This window comes from Variovorax palleresanus (assembly GCF_051144945.1).
GTDB classification, from domain to species: Bacteria; Pseudomonadota; Gammaproteobacteria; order Burkholderiales; family Burkholderiaceae_C; genus Variovorax; species Variovorax paradoxus_S.
On the sequence record NZ_JBJNVP010000002.1, the window covers coordinates 478,143 to 494,500 of the forward strand.

At 67.8% G+C, this 16,358-nt stretch carries 15 protein-coding genes; 11 read left to right on the forward strand and 4 right to left on the reverse strand.

The window, feature by feature from the left end:
* Window positions 1-8: 8 nt before the first annotated feature.
* The 11 genes from ACJ7Z0_RS06005 to ACJ7Z0_RS06055 all read left to right on the forward strand — a co-directional run bounded on the left by ACJ7Z0_RS06005 (window position 9) and on the right by ACJ7Z0_RS06055 (window position 9,819).
* A complete protein-coding gene (locus tag ACJ7Z0_RS06005; protein ID WP_434789090.1) occupies window positions 9-1,133 on the forward strand; it encodes a glycosyltransferase in 1,125 nt (374 codons plus the stop codon).
* Window positions 1,130-2,110 carry a hypothetical protein gene (locus tag ACJ7Z0_RS06010; protein WP_434789091.1) on the forward strand — a complete coding sequence of 327 codons (981 nt, stop codon included), beginning with the start codon at window positions 1,130-1,132 and terminating at the stop codon, window positions 2,108-2,110. The genes ACJ7Z0_RS06005 and ACJ7Z0_RS06010 overlap by 4 nt, the downstream gene beginning before the upstream one ends.
* Window positions 2,111-2,112: 2 nt before the next feature.
* The gene (locus ACJ7Z0_RS06015) at window positions 2,113-3,045 is read left to right on the forward strand and encodes a hypothetical protein (RefSeq protein ID WP_434789092.1); all 933 of its coding nucleotides are present in this window, start codon (window positions 2,113-2,115) and stop codon (window positions 3,043-3,045) included.
* Between the two features lie 33 nt (window positions 3,046-3,078).
* Window positions 3,079-4,344 (forward strand): lipopolysaccharide biosynthesis protein, encoded by a 1,266-nt coding sequence (locus ACJ7Z0_RS06020; RefSeq protein ID WP_434789093.1) that lies wholly within the window; start codon window positions 3,079-3,081, stop codon window positions 4,342-4,344.
* Complete coding sequence (locus tag ACJ7Z0_RS06025; RefSeq protein ID WP_434789094.1) at window positions 4,341-5,588, forward strand: glycosyltransferase WbuB; 1,248 nt, start codon at window positions 4,341-4,343, stop codon at window positions 5,586-5,588. The genes ACJ7Z0_RS06020 and ACJ7Z0_RS06025 overlap by 4 nt, the downstream gene beginning before the upstream one ends.
* An 82-nt stretch (window positions 5,589-5,670) precedes the next feature.
* A complete protein-coding gene (locus tag ACJ7Z0_RS06030) occupies window positions 5,671-6,462 on the forward strand; it encodes a LuxR C-terminal-related transcriptional regulator (protein WP_434789095.1) in 792 nt (263 codons plus the stop codon).
* Window positions 6,463-6,511: 49 nt separating this feature from the next.
* Complete coding sequence (locus ACJ7Z0_RS06035) at window positions 6,512-8,062, forward strand: mannose-1-phosphate guanylyltransferase/mannose-6-phosphate isomerase (RefSeq protein WP_434789096.1); 1,551 nt, start codon at window positions 6,512-6,514, stop codon at window positions 8,060-8,062.
* A complete protein-coding gene (locus ACJ7Z0_RS06040; RefSeq protein WP_434789097.1) occupies window positions 8,059-8,343 on the forward strand; it encodes a hypothetical protein in 285 nt (94 codons plus the stop codon). The genes ACJ7Z0_RS06035 and ACJ7Z0_RS06040 overlap by 4 nt, the downstream gene beginning before the upstream one ends.
* Window positions 8,344-8,378: 35 nt before the next feature.
* Window positions 8,379-8,981 carry a hypothetical protein gene (locus ACJ7Z0_RS06045; RefSeq protein ID WP_434789098.1) on the forward strand — a complete coding sequence of 201 codons (603 nt, stop codon included), beginning with the start codon at window positions 8,379-8,381 and terminating at the stop codon, window positions 8,979-8,981.
* Between the two features lie 82 nt (window positions 8,982-9,063).
* Window positions 9,064-9,273 carry a hypothetical protein gene (locus tag ACJ7Z0_RS06050; RefSeq protein WP_434789099.1) on the forward strand — a complete coding sequence of 70 codons (210 nt, stop codon included), beginning with the start codon at window positions 9,064-9,066 and terminating at the stop codon, window positions 9,271-9,273.
* 9 nt (window positions 9,274-9,282) lie between these two features.
* Window positions 9,283-9,819 (forward strand): 2'-5' RNA ligase family protein, encoded by a 537-nt coding sequence (locus ACJ7Z0_RS06055; RefSeq protein ID WP_434789100.1) that lies wholly within the window; start codon window positions 9,283-9,285, stop codon window positions 9,817-9,819.
* Here the strand turns inward: ACJ7Z0_RS06055 and ACJ7Z0_RS06060 are convergent.
* The 4 genes from ACJ7Z0_RS06060 to imuA all read right to left on the reverse strand — a co-directional run bounded on the left by ACJ7Z0_RS06060 (window position 9,816) and on the right by imuA (window position 16,318).
* Window positions 9,816-10,754, reverse strand: a complete 939-nt coding sequence (locus ACJ7Z0_RS06060; protein ID WP_434789101.1) for a hypothetical protein — start codon at window positions 10,752-10,754, stop codon at window positions 9,816-9,818. The two genes, ACJ7Z0_RS06055 and ACJ7Z0_RS06060, sit on opposite strands and share 4 nt — an antisense overlap.
* 75 nt (window positions 10,755-10,829) lie before the next feature.
* Window positions 10,830-14,192 carry an error-prone DNA polymerase gene (locus ACJ7Z0_RS06065; RefSeq protein ID WP_434789102.1) on the reverse strand — a complete coding sequence of 1,121 codons (3,363 nt, stop codon included), beginning with the start codon at window positions 14,190-14,192 and terminating at the stop codon, window positions 10,830-10,832.
* Window positions 14,185-15,534, reverse strand: coding sequence for a Y-family DNA polymerase (locus ACJ7Z0_RS06070; RefSeq protein WP_434789103.1), 1,350 nt, complete (start codon window positions 15,532-15,534; stop codon window positions 14,185-14,187). Before ACJ7Z0_RS06070 ends, ACJ7Z0_RS06065 begins: the two co-directional genes overlap by 8 nt.
* Window positions 15,503-16,318, reverse strand: coding sequence for a translesion DNA synthesis-associated protein ImuA (gene imuA, locus ACJ7Z0_RS06075; RefSeq protein ID WP_434789104.1), 816 nt, complete (start codon window positions 16,316-16,318; stop codon window positions 15,503-15,505). Before imuA ends, ACJ7Z0_RS06070 begins: the two co-directional genes overlap by 32 nt.
* Between the last annotated feature and the right edge of the window lie 40 nt (window positions 16,319-16,358).

Here is a 16,358-nt window from a genome sequence, read left to right on the forward strand (position 1 = left end):
GGTTCGCCATGTACAAATACCTGTTCTACGACACGATCCGGCTCAACAGCGACGCGGGCGGCGTGCTGAACGTGGCCGATCTCCTGTTGAAAAGAATGCAGCTTTGCAAGGGCACCCGGATCCAGCCGGTCAGCGAGCTGCATCCGCGCATCTTTGCCGCCGCACGGCGCCTCCGGATCAGCCGGTTCCTCGTCGAGATACTGCTCTACAACTATCACCGCCTGCGGGCGCTGGTTGCCGGGGAGCAGGTGTTCTCGCTGTTCCCGAACTACTTCCTGCCGTTCACGCCGTTCGGACGCCACCGCGACTCGATCGTGATCGTCCACGACCTCCAGTACAAGGTGTACCCCGAGTATTTCAGCCGCACCAAGCGCCTGTGGCTCGACTGGTGCCTGTGGCGCGCCGCGCACAGCCAGGCCGACGTGGTCTTCATCAGCCGCAGCAGCCAGCACGATTTCGAACGCCACTTCAAGCGCTGCCAACACGCGACGGTCATCTTCAATCCGGTGGATGCCACGAGGGCAACCACTCCAACAGCTCCGGCCGCACCCGCACCCGCAACCGCAACCACCGCCCCGACCGGCACGGCGCCTATCGGCGAGCGCTACCTGATCGCGTCCTACCACTACTACCCGCACAAGAACTTCATCGGCACGCTCAAGCTCTTCGAGCGCATGAAGCGCGAGGGCCTGGTCGACTGGCTGGACATCACCGGCAACGGCGCGGCCGAAGTGAAAAGAATGACCGCCACCATGGCGCCCGAAATCAGCCGCTGCATCCGGCACCGGGGGCTGGTCTCACGCAAGAAACTGACCCAGCTCTACTGCGGCGCGGCGGCCTTCATTTCGCTTTCCGCGTTCGAGGGCTTCAATCTCTCGGCCGCCGAGGCCGCCACGCTCGGCGTGCCGCTCCTGCTCTCGGACATTCCGGTGCACCGGGAGCTGTTCAACGGCTACGCTTTCTTCGTCGGCAGCGAGGCCTGCGATCTCGGCGAGCTGTCGCAGTATCTCGCCAACCACCGCGAGACCCAGCCGGCCTGGCTGCATGCCGAAGCCTGCGCGCCGGGCACCGTGGCCAGGCGCTATCTCACGCTGAAGCGGGAAGCGGTCTCGCTCGCCAGGGCCGTGCAATGACGAGGCACGCGCACGTTCTTCGCCGGCTGCTCGCGGCATGGCTGCTGCCGTGTGCGGCCCTGGCGGCCTCCGAGGCATCGGCCGCCACGGCCGCCACGGCCGGTTTCGGCGTGATGGTGCACTACCTGCCCGACAAGCATTCGATTGCCGATGTCGCCCGCTTCGACGTCGACGCCTTTGCGGAATCGCTCGGCCAGATGCGGGCGTCCCATCTCATTTTGACGCTCGGGCAGAACAACGGCCAGTACATCGCGCCCAATGCCACGCTGGAGAAGCTGTGCCCGCAAAGCGCCGCGAACCGGCCGCCGCGCGACCTGCCGCTCGAGATCGGCCGCGCGCTGCGCGCCCGCGGCATTGCGCTGGTGCTGTACCTGCCGTTCCGCGCGCCGCAGTCCGACCCGTACCTGATGGAGTGCCTGGGCGACATCTCGGAGCAGCAGCCGCCGCCGGCCCCCTTCATCGGCCGATGGGCGGCGGTCATCCGCGACTGGTCGGAGCGCTACGGCACGCTGGCCAGCGGCTGGTGGTTCGACGGTGTCTACAACACCAAGGGCATGTCGGCGGAGGGCTGGAACGCGCTGTGCGGCGCCGCGCACAGTGGGGGCACGAAGCGGTGGCTGGCCTTCAATGCCGGCGAAGGCCCCGAGCGCTTCAGCGTCAAGGCGGCGCCATGCCAGAACCTCATGGCCGGCGAGCTCATGCAGCCGCCGGCGCAGCCCGCCGGAACAGAGGCGGGGTTGACCTTCCATGTGCTGACGCCGCTCGGTGCCTCGTGGGGCCGCCCGACGCCGCCGCGCTTCACGGCCGACCAGGTGCGCAGCTGGATCGCCGTTGCCAATGCGCGCGGCGGGCTGTTCACGCTCGACCTGCCGCTGGACGCCGATTTCCGCTTTCTTCCCTCGCACGTGGCGCTGATCCGCAACGCAACCGCGCCTCGCCCCCGGACCCTCGCATCCATCGCCCATCACCGGCCATGACCATGAACAACCCCCTCGTCTTCATCGTGGTGGAAGATCGCCAGAACAAGACACTGTTGCTGTGCCGCGAGTCCGCGGCGCAGGCCGAAGAATCGCTCGTCGTGCTGTCCGGCACCGACGGCGGCCCGGGCTACGAGCGCCTGTGCAGCACCTATGTGCACCTGTCGAGCAATACGCCGGAGTTCGAGAAGGTCTGCTTCCGGCGCTACTTCCTCCTGGCCGAACACCTCAAGGCCCATCCCGATTGCCAGGAGTTCGTGCTGATCGACAGCGACGTGCTGCTGTTCCGCGGCATCGGCGCGCACATCCGGCGCGTGGTCGGCAAGGCGGATTTCTGCGGCTCGCTCATGCAACCGCGCGATGGCTGGGATCCGTGCCAGATATCGCCCCACGTCAGCTACTGGACCGCGGCGGGCCTGGAGCGCTTCATCGCCTTCGTGCTCAACACCTATGCAACGCCCGCCGGCCACCGAAAGTTGCGCGCCATCGCGGCGCGGTTTGCCAGCCACGGCGTGCGCGGCGGCGTGTCGGACATGACCCTGCTCCATCTCTGGGCGCAGGCCAGCGGCAATGCGGCGCCCATCAACCGGGTGTTCGGCGGGCGCGTGATCGACCACAACATCAACGGCGGGCGCAACCTGCAATACAACGAGTTCCAGGTTCGCGGGGGCGCCAAGCGCCTCGAGTTCGTCGATGGACAGCCCTGCCTCGTCACGACCGGAGGCGAGCTGGTGACCGCGCTGGCACTGCACTTCCAGGGCAGCGCGAAGTTGGCGATGTCGCACGCGCTGCATGGCCGCGTGCGAATGGTCGCGCTGCTCACGTACGTGCTGCGGGTGGCGCGGCGCCTCAAGAACTGGGCCTTCGGGCGCGGCCTGATCGCGCAGCGCACGCCGGACGGCGGCCGCCTCGCGGACGCCTCGGCGCCCGAATGACATCGGGTTGAACAGCGCAACCGACGCACGGCCATGAACCCGCTCCACCGCACCTTCAGCGTCGCCGGAATGCGCACGGTGCAGCTTCGCGGCCTGGGGGCGCTGGCTTCGCGGCTCTACGTCTACCTGTCGGGCTTCCTGGCGGTCTTTCTGATGGCGGCGTATGTCTCGCCCGCGGACTTCGGCCAATACTCGATCTACCAGTCGGTGCTGGAGGTGGCGCTGGTGGTGGGAACGCTGGGCAGCGCGCTGCTGTTCTCGCGCAATGCAGCCACCGTGCCGCCAGGCGTGCGCCGCGGCGACGTGGTCCGCACGCTGGCCATCGGGCTTCCGCTCGCCGTGCTGCTGATTGCCACCATCCTCACGCTCCAGCGCACGGACATAGGCGACGTGCCCTTTGTACTGATCGTGGCAACGCTCGCGGTCTTCGCGTTCATCAGCCTGCGTCTTTCGTACAGCCGCGGCCTTGGCCACGCGGGCCTGCTCAACCTGGAGGCCGGCATCCGTTCGACCATCCTGGTGCTGGGGGTCGCGGCCCTCGCCACGCTGGGCTTCGAGCTGCGCGTCACGCACCTGCTGCTCATCAACCTGCTGGCCTTCCTGGTGGTGGGCGCGGCCTGCATGCACGCGGGCTGGGCCGCCGGGCCGCCGCGTGGAAGTGCCGCGCTCGGCCTGTCGTCGCAGGGCAGCGCCACCGTCTATTCGCTCTTGATGTTCCTGCTTCGCAAGTCGGACCTGCTGGTGGTGGCTTTCTTCATGCCGCTCGGGTACGTGGGCGCATTCAAGATCGCCTTCCTGTTGGCGGAGGCACCATCGCAGTTCGTGCAGGCCTTTCTCTACACGAAGACGCGCGCCATGCTGGGCAGCGATGCCAGCAATTCCGATGGCTCGCAGCTGCAGCTGGCAAAGCACTCGTTCTTGCTGGGCTGCGTTCTCTTTGCGGCGCTCGCGGTGCTGATCACGGTTGCCGCGCCGCTGCTGAAGGTCGGTCCCCAGGCACTCGAGATCTTCCTGTGCATTGCGCCCTACTTTCTGCTGCGCACCTACACGGTTCACCACGAGATGCTGCTCGCGCTCAAGACGCCGGTGAGCACGCTCGGGTACTGGGCGCTGGCCGAGGTGGCGCTGCGGCTGCTGTCGTACGGGGTCGTCGTCGCGATCTTTCCGGGCAAGCCGCACTACGTGTTCTTCATTGCCACCGTATCCGATCTCGTCCTCTACGAGGTGCGGATGCGTGCGTTGCTCGGCTTCTTTCCGCTCGTGCGGCTGATTCGCGGTTCTTCCACAAAGCAGTCATGAAAATTCTTCTCTATTCCATGAACTTCACGCCCGAGCTGGTCGGCATCGGAAAGTACTCGGGCGAGATGGCGCAGTGGCTGCATGCCAAGGGGCACGATGTGCGCGTGATCGCGTCGCCGCCCTTCTTTCCGCACTGGGCGCCGTTCGAAGGACATTCGGCGTGGGCCTACCGCAAGACGGTGTGCGACGGCATCACGGTCTGGCGCGCTCCCACATGGGTGCCGGCGCGGCCGCGTGCGCTGGCCCGCATGGCCCACCTCTTCTCGTTCATGTTGTCCAGCATGCCGCTCCTCTTTGCGCAGATCCGCTGGAGGCCGGACCTTGTCTTCGTGGTCGAGCCGCCGCTCTTCTGCGCGCCGACCGTGCTCTTCTTCTCGCGCATGCTGGGCATCAAGTCGTGGCTGCACATCCAGGACTACGAGGTCGACGCCGCCTTTGGCCTGGGCCTGGTGCGAGGCGCGCGGGTGCGGCGCTTTGCGCTCTCGGTGGAGCGCTGGTTGCTGAGCCGCTTCAACCGGGTCTCGACCATCTCCGCCGCCATGATCGAGCGGGCCAGGGACAAGGGCATCGACGAGACCCGGCTGGTGCTGCTTCCCAACTGGGTAGACGTGCGCTCGATCTACCCGCACCCGGCAGGCGCCTCGGAAACGGGCGAGCCGGTGAACGGCTACCGCACCATGCTCGGCATTCCGACCGACGCGGTGGTGGTGCTCTATGCGGGCAGCCTGGGCAACAAGCAAGGCATCGAACTCCTGGCCGATGCGGCACGGCAACTGTCCACGGCCGGGCACATCCACTTCGTGCTCTGCGGCAACGGGCCGAGCCGCGAGCCGCTGAAGACCGCCTGCGCCAACCTGGACCGCGTTCATTTTCTCGATCTTCAACCGGCCGAGCGGCTCAACGAATTGCTCGGCATGGCCGACATCCACGTGCTGCCGCAGCGTGCCGACGCGGCCGACCTGGTGATGCCGTCGAAGCTGGGCGGCATGCTCGCGAGCGGCAAGGCCGTGATCGTCACGGCCCATGAGGGCACCGAGCTGAGCAACGTGGTGGCCGGCCGCGGACTGGTGGTGGCGCCCGGCGATCCGGATGCGCTCTCCGATGCCATTGCCCGGCTCGCCGCGTCGCGTCCGCAACGCGAAGCCATGGGCGCGGCCGGCCGCTCTTTCGCCGAAACCGAGCTGGATCGAAACGCCATCCTGCTGCGCCTGGAGAAGGAGCTGCTGCGCTGTCTCGCGGACTGAGAGCGCACCTCCTCCACACCACACCCAATCGTCACGTCGCGACCCATACGCACCCCCTACAACTACTACCTGGGTACTCCACATGTCCGACAGCACCTCGAATCCTTCCGGCGTTTCGGATTTCGGCCGTGCGCCCGAGCGCCGCACGAGCTACTCGTCGGGCGTCTGCCCGCCGGCCGAGCCGTTGTGGCCGCACTTTCTGACCGGGCAGGAAGACGCGCCGGTGCGCGTGCTGCTCGTCGACGACGACGAGTTCATGCGACGCGTGATCGCGCAGGAACTGCTGTCCGACCTGCGCATCCAGCTCGAGGGGCAAGCCGGCAGTGTCCGCGACGGCCGCCGACTCTTGGCGACCCACGAATTCGATGTGCTGATGGTCGACCTGCGGCTGGGCGACGGGTCGGGTTTCGACCTGATCCGCGAGGCCCGCAAGCTGCAGCGCCATTGCGAAATCATCGTGATCTCGGCGCTGGAGGACGACGCCCACGTGATTCACGCGCTGGAGCTCGGCGCCACCGGCTACCTGCTCAAGCACGCCTGGCTCCAGAGCTTTGCCCAGGCCGTGCTGCAAGTGGTCAACGGCGGCGCCGCCATCACGCCCAAGCTGGCGCGCCGGCTGCTGACGCGAATGAACCTGCAAAGCGGCGGCGAACCGCCGGCCATGGAAATACCGGTGCGCGAGGCGACGCTGACGGCGCGGGAGCGCGAGGTGCTACGCTGCGTGGCACGCGGCTACGTGTCCAAGGAGATCAGCTTGAGACTGGGCATTTCGGGGCAGACGGTCAACGCCCACATCAAGAACATCTACAAGAAGCTGCACGTGCATTCGCGCGCCCAGGCGGTGAGCCTGGCCACGCACACCGGGCAGCTCTGACCGGTCGCATCGCTTGAAAACAAGCAACGAAGAAGGAAGGACGGACACCGTGAACACCCCCACCATCCATCCCGTTGTGCTCTGCGGCGGCAGCGGAACGCGCCTGTGGCCGCTCTCGCGCAAGACGCTTCCCAAGCAGTTCGCGCCGCTGATCGGCGACAAGAGCCTGCTGCAACTCACGCTGGAGCGCCTCGCCAGCCTGAACAGGAACATCACCTGCATTGCGTCGGAAGACCATCGCTTCCTGGTACGCGAGGCGGTGGACAAGGCCGGCGCCACAGGCCGGCAGATTCTCGAGCCGGTGGCGCGCAACACGGCGGCCGCCATGGCCGCGGCCGCGCTGCTCGCCGGCAACGATGACCTGCTGCTGTTCGCACCGGCCGACCATCACATTCCCGATACGGATCTTTTTGCAGAGACCATCCGCAGCGGCGTCGAGGCCGCGCTGGCCGGGCAGATCGTCACCTTCGGCGTGTCGCCCACTTTTGCCAGCACGGCCTACGGCTACATCGAGGTGGGCGCTGTGTCGGCCGACGGCCACAGCCGGGCCGTGGTGCGCTTCGTCGAGAAGCCGACGGCGGACGTGGCCGAAACGCTCATCCTGCACGGCGGCTACTGCTGGAACGCCGGCATCTTCCTGGCCAAGGCCAGCGTGTTCATTGCTGCGCTGCGCGCGCACGCACCCGACATCCTGCAGGCCTGCGAAGGCGCCACCGCCGCTCTTTCGAGCGACGGAAGCTTCGACCGCCTCGACCGCGAGGCCTTCGAGGCCTGCCGCAGCGACAGCATCGACTATGCGGTGCTCGAAAAGCACCAGGGCATCTCGGTCGTGAAGTTCAACGGCAACTGGAGCGACGTCGGCAGCTGGAACGCGGTGGCCGCGCTGCATCCGGCGGACGACACGGGCAACCGGTTGAGCGGCAGGGCCAGCACCCTGCGATCGAAAAATACCTTCATCCATGCGCCGTATCGGCCGGTGGTGGCGTTGGGCACCGACAACCTGATCATCGTGGACACGCCCGATGCCGTGCTGGTGGCCAGCGCCGACTGCGCCCAGCAGGTCGGCGACGTGGTGCGCATGCTCACGCTGGGAGGCCAGGTCGAAGCGACGGAACACAGGCGCGTGGTCAGGCCCTGGGGAGCCTACGACAGGCTCGACTTCGGCGACCGCTTCCAGGTGAAGCGGCTCACCGTCAATCCTGGCGGCAAGCTGTCGCTGCAGATGCACCATCACCGCGCCGAGCACTGGATCGTGGTGAAGGGCACGGCCAAGGCGACCTGCGACGGGCAGGTCACCCTGGTGCGGGAGAACGAGTCCATCTACCTGCCCCTGGGCGCCATCCACCGGCTGGAAAATCCCGGCAAGACGATGCTGGAAGTGATCGAGGTGCAGACCGGCGGCTACCTCGGCGAAGACGACATCGTGCGCTTCGACGACACCTACGACCGCTGCCCCGGAATCAAGACGCGCGGCGATGCGGAGCCGGTGCCGCTGCCGTCCATCGCCGCTGCAGCTGCCGGGATCGGAGCCGGGGCCGAAGCCAAGCAGCCTGCGATAAACGGCACGCCCCATCGCCATCACGTAGCATCCGCGCCATGAGCTACACAGTGAACCTGATCGATTTTCCCGATGCACCGGCCGAAGTCATTTCCGCAGCAGAGGCGCGCTTCCGGCGCGAACTCGACAAATTGCTGGGCGATGGCGTGAGGCCGGCATTGAAAGCCTTCGAAAACGCCAGCGAGTCGAGCGCCAACGAACTCACCAAGGACGAGATCGCCCTGGCGGCAAGCTGGGCCAAGGCCTACGAAGCCGCCAAGACGGCCGGCTTTCGCGCCTTGGGCGAAGCCGACGAAGCGTATTTCGAAGTACGGCTCGACTGACGGCTGGACGTCCCGTCCTCACCAGGCAGACCTCCATGACGAAGCTCTGGCCTGCCTTGCTGATTGCCGCCCTCCTGGGGGGCTGCGCCGCACCGCCCTCCACGACCACCACCGCGCCATCGGCCGCGGCGGCGCCCCGCACGGGCACGGTGTACTGGCAGTACGTGCGCTCGACCTCGTACGAGGCGCGGCAACCGGGGCTGGGCATCAGCCATCGCTACGAAAGCCGGGTGGGCTGGGTCGACGTGTATGTGTACGACCTGAAGCAAAGCAACTGGATGCCGGGCGTGGACGACCCGCGCTTCGATGAGCATTTCAAGGCCAGCGTCAACGAGGTCCGGCTCGCCGGCACGAACGGCGTCTATGCCAAGGTGGAAGTCGGCCCCGTGAGCGACGTGAGGATCGAGGACCAGACCCTTCGCCGCGTGAGCTTTCGCGTGCTGCACGCCGCCACCGGCAAGCGCTACGAGTCGTTCACGTATCTCACGGCGCGCAACGGCCGGCTGCTGAAATACCGCATGTCTTTTGCCACGCCGGCACCGGCCGACGTCGATGCCATCGCGCGCGAGTTCATCGCGCAAAACCTGCGCAGCGGGCCCGACATGCCGAGGGCCTCGCCGCCCTTTCTCAACATCTGACCAGGGCGCAAATAGACTGTACGTTCATACAGTGTTTCCTCTAGAATGACTCGTCTCCAAGAGCAACATTCGAGGCGACACCATGACCACCGCCAGCCCGCCCGCGCCCTCCGCGCGGATCCTGTTTTTTTCGCCGTTGCGGCATCCGCAACCGCGCCAGCATGCGGGCCGCATTTCGACCTGGCCCTTTCGCGTGGTTTCCGACAAGGACCGCGAGGGCAGCGACATCCGCCTTCAGGCGGCACGCATCATCCGAACGACGGCCGGGCAATGGTGGCCGCCGGCCGATTGAGCGAGCGCCATGAACGAGCAGTCCTGGCCGCTGCGAGAGCGCGAGTTCCTGATTGCGCTGTTTCCCGATGCGGCTGTGCAAGCCGCCATCAAGGCGCATTGCGCCGAATGGTGGTGGCCCGTGGGCCATTACTTTCCGCCCGGCCATCGGCTGCACCTCACGCTGCTTTGCCTTGAAGATCGCGGCCGCGCCGTCGAGCAGCTGCTGCGCGAGGCGCTGGCCGAAGTGCCGAGGCGGCCGCTGGAACTCACGCTCGACAGTTCATGCACCTGGCGCAACGACGTTTCGGTCGTGCAGCCTGCCGAGAATGAATGCTTGCGCGCGCTCCGGAACGACATCGTGCGCACGCTGCACAGAATGGGCCTCGCGGCATCCGCCAAGGACTGGACGCCGCACGTCACCATCGCCAGGCAGACCGAGCGCGCCGCGCGGCCGCTGTGCCTTGCACCCATCCGGTGGAAGGTGCGGGAGTTCAAACTGATTCGCTCGCACCGCGGCAACTTTTTTCACCACGAGCCGCTGGCGACCTATCCGATGCTGCGCTAAGCCTGGCCGGCCCCCAGCTCGCCGAGCATGTCCTGCGCATCGTCGTCGAAGCCCGCAATGGGTTGGGCCTTGGCAAGCGCCAGCCACACGCCGAACGGAATGCGCTCGAAGGCGCGGTGCACGGCGGCGCGCGCCACCACCAGCCGCTCGCCTTCGAGCACGAGCACACCGCACTCGGCCGGAATCTCGTCGGGTGATGCAATGCATCGGCCGCGCGCGTCGTTGCCCAGCACGTACCAGCACTCGCCGCCCAGGTCGAGGTAGGCCGCGCGCTTGTCGGGCTTGCGCAGATCGCCCAGCAGGTCGGCGCGGCTCACCTTCACCTCGTGCACGATCGGGTGCGCATAGGCTTCGACGCTGGTATTGCGGATCGAGAATACGTCGGGCCTGGCAATGCACCAGCGCGCCTTGCCGCCCTCTTCGAGCGGCTGCAGCCGCGCGCGCAGGCCGAGGCCGCGCCAGGCGATGCGCCCGCCGCGCGTCATCTCGCGCGCTACGCGTTCGACCAACGCTTCATGCGGCGAAAGCGCCGCGCGGTTGAGGGTGAGCGTGGTGGCGATGCGTGCAATGCCGGCATCGGTCACGCGCAAGGTTTCGTGGCCGTGCGAAGTGCGCACGCGTTCGAGGAACCCGCCCGCGAGCAGTTCGACCTCGATGGCGTCGCAGCAGGGCCAGCCCGCCGAACGGTAGATTTCGCGCAGCCGCCGCGCGTGCAGCTTGCCGAACGGCACCGTGCCGGCGCGCTGCATGGGCGGCTCTTTCACAGGCGGCGGAAATCCAGGGTCGGTGAACGGCGGCTCGACCGGCGGCGGATCGCCTTCGGGCGGTGGGCCGACCGGCGGTGGCGGCGGCATGGGAATCGGCACGTCGGGCGCGGGCGGCGGCGGACCGATCGGACCGGCAGCGACGTGATCAACAAGGGCGAGTGCGGACATGGGAGAAACAGGTTAGCGAAAAGTCGTGGTGCGCGCGAGACATGGAACGATCGGTTGCATTCATTCCCGTGTCTCTCAGTGGAAATCGCGGCTGGTGTTGCTCTGCGCCAGGCGGCCCATGAGCGGCGTCAGGTCCTTGAAGCCGGTGGCGATCAGGTGCTGCACCTTGCCGCCGCTGTCGTCGTCGCGCTGCCAGGTGCCCTGCACCGCCAGCAGGTGCGACTTCAAGAGCGGCTCGCGCCAGGCCTCGATGACATGGCTCCAGACAATGACGTTGACGTTGCCGGTCTCGTCCTCGAGCGTGACGAAGATGGTGCCGTTGGCGGTGCCGGGGCGCTGCCGCCCCTTGACGATGCCGCAGGCGCGCACCGTCTGGCCGCTGGGCTGCGCGCGCAGCTCTTCGGCGCTCATGAGCTTCATGCGCGCGAGGCGCGAACGCAGCAGCGCGAGCGGATGGCGGCGCAGCGTGAGGCCGAGCGCGGCGTAGTCGCCGACGATCTCCTCGCCTTCGGGCGCGGCCGGCAGTTCCAGGGCCTCTTCGTTGATGGGCACGCCGCGCAGCAAGGCGGGCGCGCGGCGCTGCGCGGTGGCGTCCCACACCTGCTGGCGCCGATGGCCCGAAAGCGACATCAGCGCATCGGCGGCGGCCAGCGCCGCCATGTCCTTGCCGTCGAGCTCGGCGCGCAGGGCGAGGTCTTCGGTGCTGGTGAACGGCGCTTGTGCGCGCGCTTCGAGCAGGCGCTTGGCACCGGCTTCGCCGAGACTCGAAATCCGGCGCAGGCCGAGCCGCACCGCGGGCTGGTTCTCGTTGCCCAGGCGCTGTTCGACATAGCGCGCATCGGTGCCGGGCGGCACGCGCGGCGCATCAGGGCTGCGGGCTTCGAGCGTGGTGTCCATCTCGCTGCACGTGACGTCGACCGGCCGCACCTCGACACCATGGCGGCGCGCGTCCTGCACAAGCTGCGAGGGGCTGTAGAAACCCATGGGCTGCGAGTCGAGCAGCGCCGCCAAAAAGCAGGCGGGCTCGTAGTTCTTGAGCCAGCTGCTCACGGTGACCAGCAGCGCAAAGCTCGCGGCGTGGCTTTCGGGAAAGCCGTAGTCGCCGAAGCCGAGGATCTGCTTGAAGATGGCTTCGGCGAACGACTCCTTGTAGCCCTTGCCGACCATGCCTTGCACGAGCTTGCCGTGGAACTTGTCGAGGCCGCCCTTGCGCTTCCATGCGGCCATGGCGCGGCGCAGCTGGTCGGCCTCGTCGGCAGTGAAATCGGCCGCGATCATCGCGATCTGCATCACCTGCTCCTGGAAGATCGGCACGCCCAGCGTGCGCGCCAGTGCGGGCCGCAGTTCTTCTTTCTCGTAGTGGATCGGCAAGCCCTTGTCCACGCGCTCGCGCTGCTTGAGATAGGGGTGCACCATGCCGCCCTGAATGGGACCGGGCCTCACGATGGCGACCTCGATCACCAGGTCTTCATAGGTGCGCGGCTTCAGGCGCGGCAGCATCGACATCTGGGCGCGGCTCTCGATCTGGAACACGCCGACGGTGTCGGCGTCGCAGATCATGTCGAACACCTTCTGGTCGTCGTTGGGAATGTGGTGCATCTGCACCACCGAGCCGCGCCAGCGGTTCATGTGGTCGAGCCCGCGGCGGATGGCGCTGAGCATGCCGAGCGCGAGCACATCGACCTTGAGCATGCCCATGGCTTCGAGATCGTCTTTCTCCCACTGGATGACGGAGCGGTCTTTCATGGACGCCTTCTCGACCGGCACCAGCCGCGTGAGCCTGGTGTGCGTGAGCACGAAGCCGCCCACGTGCTGGCTCAGGTGGCGCGGAAAGCCCTTGAGCCGCTGCGTCATCTCGATCCATTGCACCAGCCTGAGCTCGTCTTCCTCCACGCCCACGCGCGCGGCCGCCTTGAACAACTGCTCGCCCAGCACGGTGTCGTCGAACCAGTAATGGTCCTTGGCGAATTCGTCGATCAGGCGTTCGTCGATGCCCATTGCCTTGCCCACGTCGCGCAATGCGCTGCGTGCGCGGTAGCAGATGACGACGGCCGCGATGGCCGCGCGCTCGCGGCCGTATTTTTCGTAGATGTACTGGATGACCTCCTCGCGCCGCTGGTGCTCGAAGTCGACGTCGATGTCGGGCGGCTCGTGGCGGTGGCGGCTCAGGAAGCGCTCGAACAGCAGGTGGCCTTTTTCAGGGTCGATGGCGGTGATGCCCAGGCAGAAGCAGACCGCCGAATTGGCCGAGGAGCCGCGGCCCTGGCAGAGGATGTGCTGCGAACGCGCGAAGCGCACGATGTCTTCCACCGTGAGAAAGAACATCTCGTACTTGAGCTCGAGGATCAGGTCGAGTTCTTTCTGCACCTGCTCGCGCACCTTGGCGGGCACACCGTTGGGGTAGCGCTCCTGCGCGCCTTCCCATGTCTTGCGCACCAGCGTCTGGGCCGGCGTCTCGTGGCTGCCCACGGTTTCGAGCGGGTACTGGTAGTTCTCGCGGATGACTTCCGGATCGAACCGGCAGCGCTCGGCCACCACCAGCGTGTTCGACAGCATGTCGGGAAGATAGAGCTCGGCCAGCCGCACCCGCTGCCGCAGATGGCGCTCGGCATTCGACTGCAGCGCAAAACCGCACTCGGCCACGGTCTTGCCTTCGCGCACGGCCGTGAGCACGTCGTGCAGCGGCTTGCTCGATCGGGCATGCATGTGCACGTCGCCGGCCGCCACCAGCGGCACGCCGGTCTGCTCGCTCGCCTGCAAGAGTGCGGCAAACCACAGGTCGTCGTCGAGCTCGTTGAGCATCTCGACCGCCAGCCACAGGTTTTCTCCGTAGAACGCCTTGGCGGCCAGCAGGTCTTCATGCAGCGTGGCGGCATCCATGGCGCTGCCCGGCATGCGATGCGGCACGAAAAGAACCTGGCAGTCCTGCAGCGAAGCCACGTCGCTGCCTTCCCAGCTCACGCGGTATTCGCCCTTGGGCAGCTCGGTGTTGCGCGCGGCGGTGATGAACTCGCAAAGGTTGCCCCAGCCTTCGGTGCCGTTCGCGATGACCACGAGCCTGAAGCGCTCGAAGCGGAACTCGCTGCCGAACAGCAGCCTGAAGCCGGGGTTACGCGGAATCGGCGGCTCGTCGGGGTGCTTGCGCTCGTATTCGTCGAGCTTGGCCGGCAGGTCGCGCAGGCAGACGTGCGCGCGCACGATGCCCGCCACCGAGCATTCGTCGGTGATGGCCAGGGCCGTGTAGCCGAGCTGGTAGGCACGCTCGACCATTTCCTCGGGCGTCGAGGCGCCGCGCTGGAAGCTGAAGTTGGTGAGGCAGTGCAGCTCGGCATAGTCCGGCAGGCTTGGCAGCCCCGGTTTGGATAGCGCCCGCTGCGGCAGCGCATGCACCTCGGCCGAGTTGCGCCCGCGCAGTTGCTTTTCGCTCAGGTCAGGCATAGAGCCCCTGCAGGTACCAGCGCACTTCGCCCTGGGAAAACCGCGCGGAGGGCCGCTCGCGAAAGATCCACACCAGGCCGGCTTCGGGGCTTTCGGCAATGTAGTAGTCGCGCATCGCGGGCTGGCCGCCGTCTTCCTTGCCGCCCCACCAGCCGGCCTCGATGCGCTGCGGCCCGACCAGCTTGCCTAGCGGTCCGCGATAGCAGGGGCGCTCGCCGTCCATCTCGAGCAGCAGGGGTTCGGGCAACAGCCATGACGGGTAGATGGCATCGGGCTGCGAGGCCCGGGCCTTGGCTTCCTTGCGGGCCTTGTCCGGCGGCGCCTTGTCCTTCTGCAGCGCGGGCCGCCAGGCCTGCTTGCGCTCGGGCCGGTGGTCGGCCTCGGCCGCGGGCACCACCACCTGCTGCGGTCCGAGCCGCACGCTGAGCCGCTCGACCATCTCGTGCAGCTTGTCGCCCTTGCGGTTGTCCTCGGGCAGGAAGCTGGTGCTGGCGCCGGCCCACGGATCGGTTTCGAGCGTGCGCAGCCGGAGCCAGCTGGCGGGCGCGGCGAGCGTGGCGAGGGCGAGCTTTTCGGACAGCAGGCGGCGCAGGTGCGCCATGTCCTGCGTGGGCTCGGCCGTGCGCACGGTGACCTGCTGGTGCGGCGGCAGGTTGACGCCGTTGAAGCGCTTGAGGTTGAGCGTCCATTGCAGCTCGAGCGCGCGGGCGCCGCGCTGCCGCGCGCGCAGCCAGATCTGCAGCGCCGAGAGCAGGCGGTTGGCCGACCACATCAGCTCGGGCGCGGTCTCGGCCAGCGCGGGCAGTTCCAGCTTCTGCTCGAACACGTCGGGCAGCGTGAGCCAGCTGTGGCTTTCTGGGCGCAGGCCCCAGGCGGTGTCGAGCGCCTCGCGCAACGCCGCGCCAAAGCGCCGCGTGAGGCCGCCGCGCGGCAGGGCCGCCACCTCGCCCCAGGTGCGGCAGCCGAGCCGCGCGAGCAGATCGAGGTGCTCGCGCGCGGCGCTCAGCGTGTCCAACGGCAGGCCGGCCGGAATGTCCTTGGGCCGGTCTTCGTTGCGCTCGAACAGGCGCAGCCGGGCCAGCGCGACCAGGCTCGTGGCACCCTGCGCGCCCAGCATGCGCACGTCGGGCGCGGGGTTGGAGGCGACCAGCTGGCGCATCAGCTGAAGCCGCCCGCCCCACAGGCGCTCGCAGGCCGAAACCTCGAGCATCAGCGCTTCGTCCTGCCAGGCGACGTGCGGCGTGTATTGCAGCGCCCACCAGCCCAGCGCTTCGGGCGTGGGCAGGGCTGGCGCTTCAGGCGCGTCGGATTCAGGCAGCCACCGTAATGCGATCCAGTGCATTCCCGTTCCCCTTCTCCTTCCACGCGTCGATGCGCACCACCGTGGCCGACGACGACGCTTCGCCCACCGGCACCACCGTGCCCTGCTGCTGCAGGCGCAGCTTGCGGCGCAGCCGTGCGGCGGCCAGCAAGGCGGCCATGCGCTCGTTGCGCGCGGGCAGCATCACCGGCGCGGCCAGCGGCGGGCCGCGGCGCTTGAGGATGCGCAGCTCGATCTGCGAGCTGTCGGCCGCGCAGCTTTCCACCTGAAGCCGCAGCCGCGCCGGCGAGGCGCCCTGCGCGGCCGATTCGGGCCGGCACACGAAAAGCAGCACCTCGTGCTGCGCCGCCGCCAGCTGCAGCCGCCGCAGTTCGCCGACCCGGGCCTGCGGCAGCCAGGCCAGCACGGCCGCCACGTCCGCGCAGCGCAGCGCCTGCTCGCAGGCCCACAGCCGCGAGGCCGGGGCATCGCTCCTGACCCACATCAACGCCTCTACCGGCAGGCCCTGCGCCGCCAGCGACGGCCCGCAAGGCTCGTAAGGTGCGCCGATCAGCACCACCGGCCCGCCGCGCGCCTGGACCGCCTGCGCCAGCGCGGGCAGCAGCAGCCGCCAGACATGCGCCTCGGGCGTGCTTTGCAGCAGCTCCGTCATGGCGCCGACCGGCCAGCCGCCGCCCGGCAACTCCGCGTCCAGCGCGGCATGGCCGGTGGCGACGACCTGCGCGTCGGCCAGGCCGAGTTCGTCGGCGTGCCAGACGCCACGGCCGGCGGCAGCGGAAAAGGAGTCGAGGAAAGGGAGGCCCATGATGTGATTGTTAACTGTATTTTTATACAGTATTTTCATG

Coding starts and splice junctions, on each gene's coding strand:
- ACJ7Z0_RS06005 (WP_434789090.1), top strand. CDS start 9: ATGTACAAATACCTGTTCTACGACACGATCCGGCTCAACAGCGACGCG.
- ACJ7Z0_RS06010 (WP_434789091.1), top strand. CDS start 1,130: ATGACGAGGCACGCGCACGTTCTTCGCCGGCTGCTCGCGGCATGGCTG.
- ACJ7Z0_RS06015 (WP_434789092.1), top strand. CDS start 2,113: ATGAACAACCCCCTCGTCTTCATCGTGGTGGAAGATCGCCAGAACAAG.
- ACJ7Z0_RS06020 (WP_434789093.1), top strand. CDS start 3,079: ATGAACCCGCTCCACCGCACCTTCAGCGTCGCCGGAATGCGCACGGTG.
- ACJ7Z0_RS06025 (WP_434789094.1), top strand. CDS start 4,341: ATGAAAATTCTTCTCTATTCCATGAACTTCACGCCCGAGCTGGTCGGC.
- ACJ7Z0_RS06030 (WP_434789095.1), top strand. CDS start 5,671: ATGTCCGACAGCACCTCGAATCCTTCCGGCGTTTCGGATTTCGGCCGT.
- ACJ7Z0_RS06040 (WP_434789097.1), top strand. CDS start 8,059: ATGAGCTACACAGTGAACCTGATCGATTTTCCCGATGCACCGGCCGAA.
- ACJ7Z0_RS06045 (WP_434789098.1), top strand. CDS start 8,379: ATGACGAAGCTCTGGCCTGCCTTGCTGATTGCCGCCCTCCTGGGGGGC.
- ACJ7Z0_RS06050 (WP_434789099.1), top strand. CDS start 9,064: ATGACCACCGCCAGCCCGCCCGCGCCCTCCGCGCGGATCCTGTTTTTT.
- ACJ7Z0_RS06055 (WP_434789100.1), top strand. CDS start 9,283: ATGAACGAGCAGTCCTGGCCGCTGCGAGAGCGCGAGTTCCTGATTGCG.
- ACJ7Z0_RS06060 (WP_434789101.1), bottom strand. CDS start 10,754: ATGTCCGCACTCGCCCTTGTTGATCACGTCGCTGCCGGTCCGATCGGT.
- ACJ7Z0_RS06065 (WP_434789102.1), bottom strand. CDS start 14,192: ATGCCTGACCTGAGCGAAAAGCAACTGCGCGGGCGCAACTCGGCCGAG.
- ACJ7Z0_RS06070 (WP_434789103.1), bottom strand. CDS start 15,534: ATGCACTGGATCGCATTACGGTGGCTGCCTGAATCCGACGCGCCTGAA.
- imuA (WP_434789104.1), bottom strand. CDS start 16,318: ATGGGCCTCCCTTTCCTCGACTCCTTTTCCGCTGCCGCCGGCCGTGGC.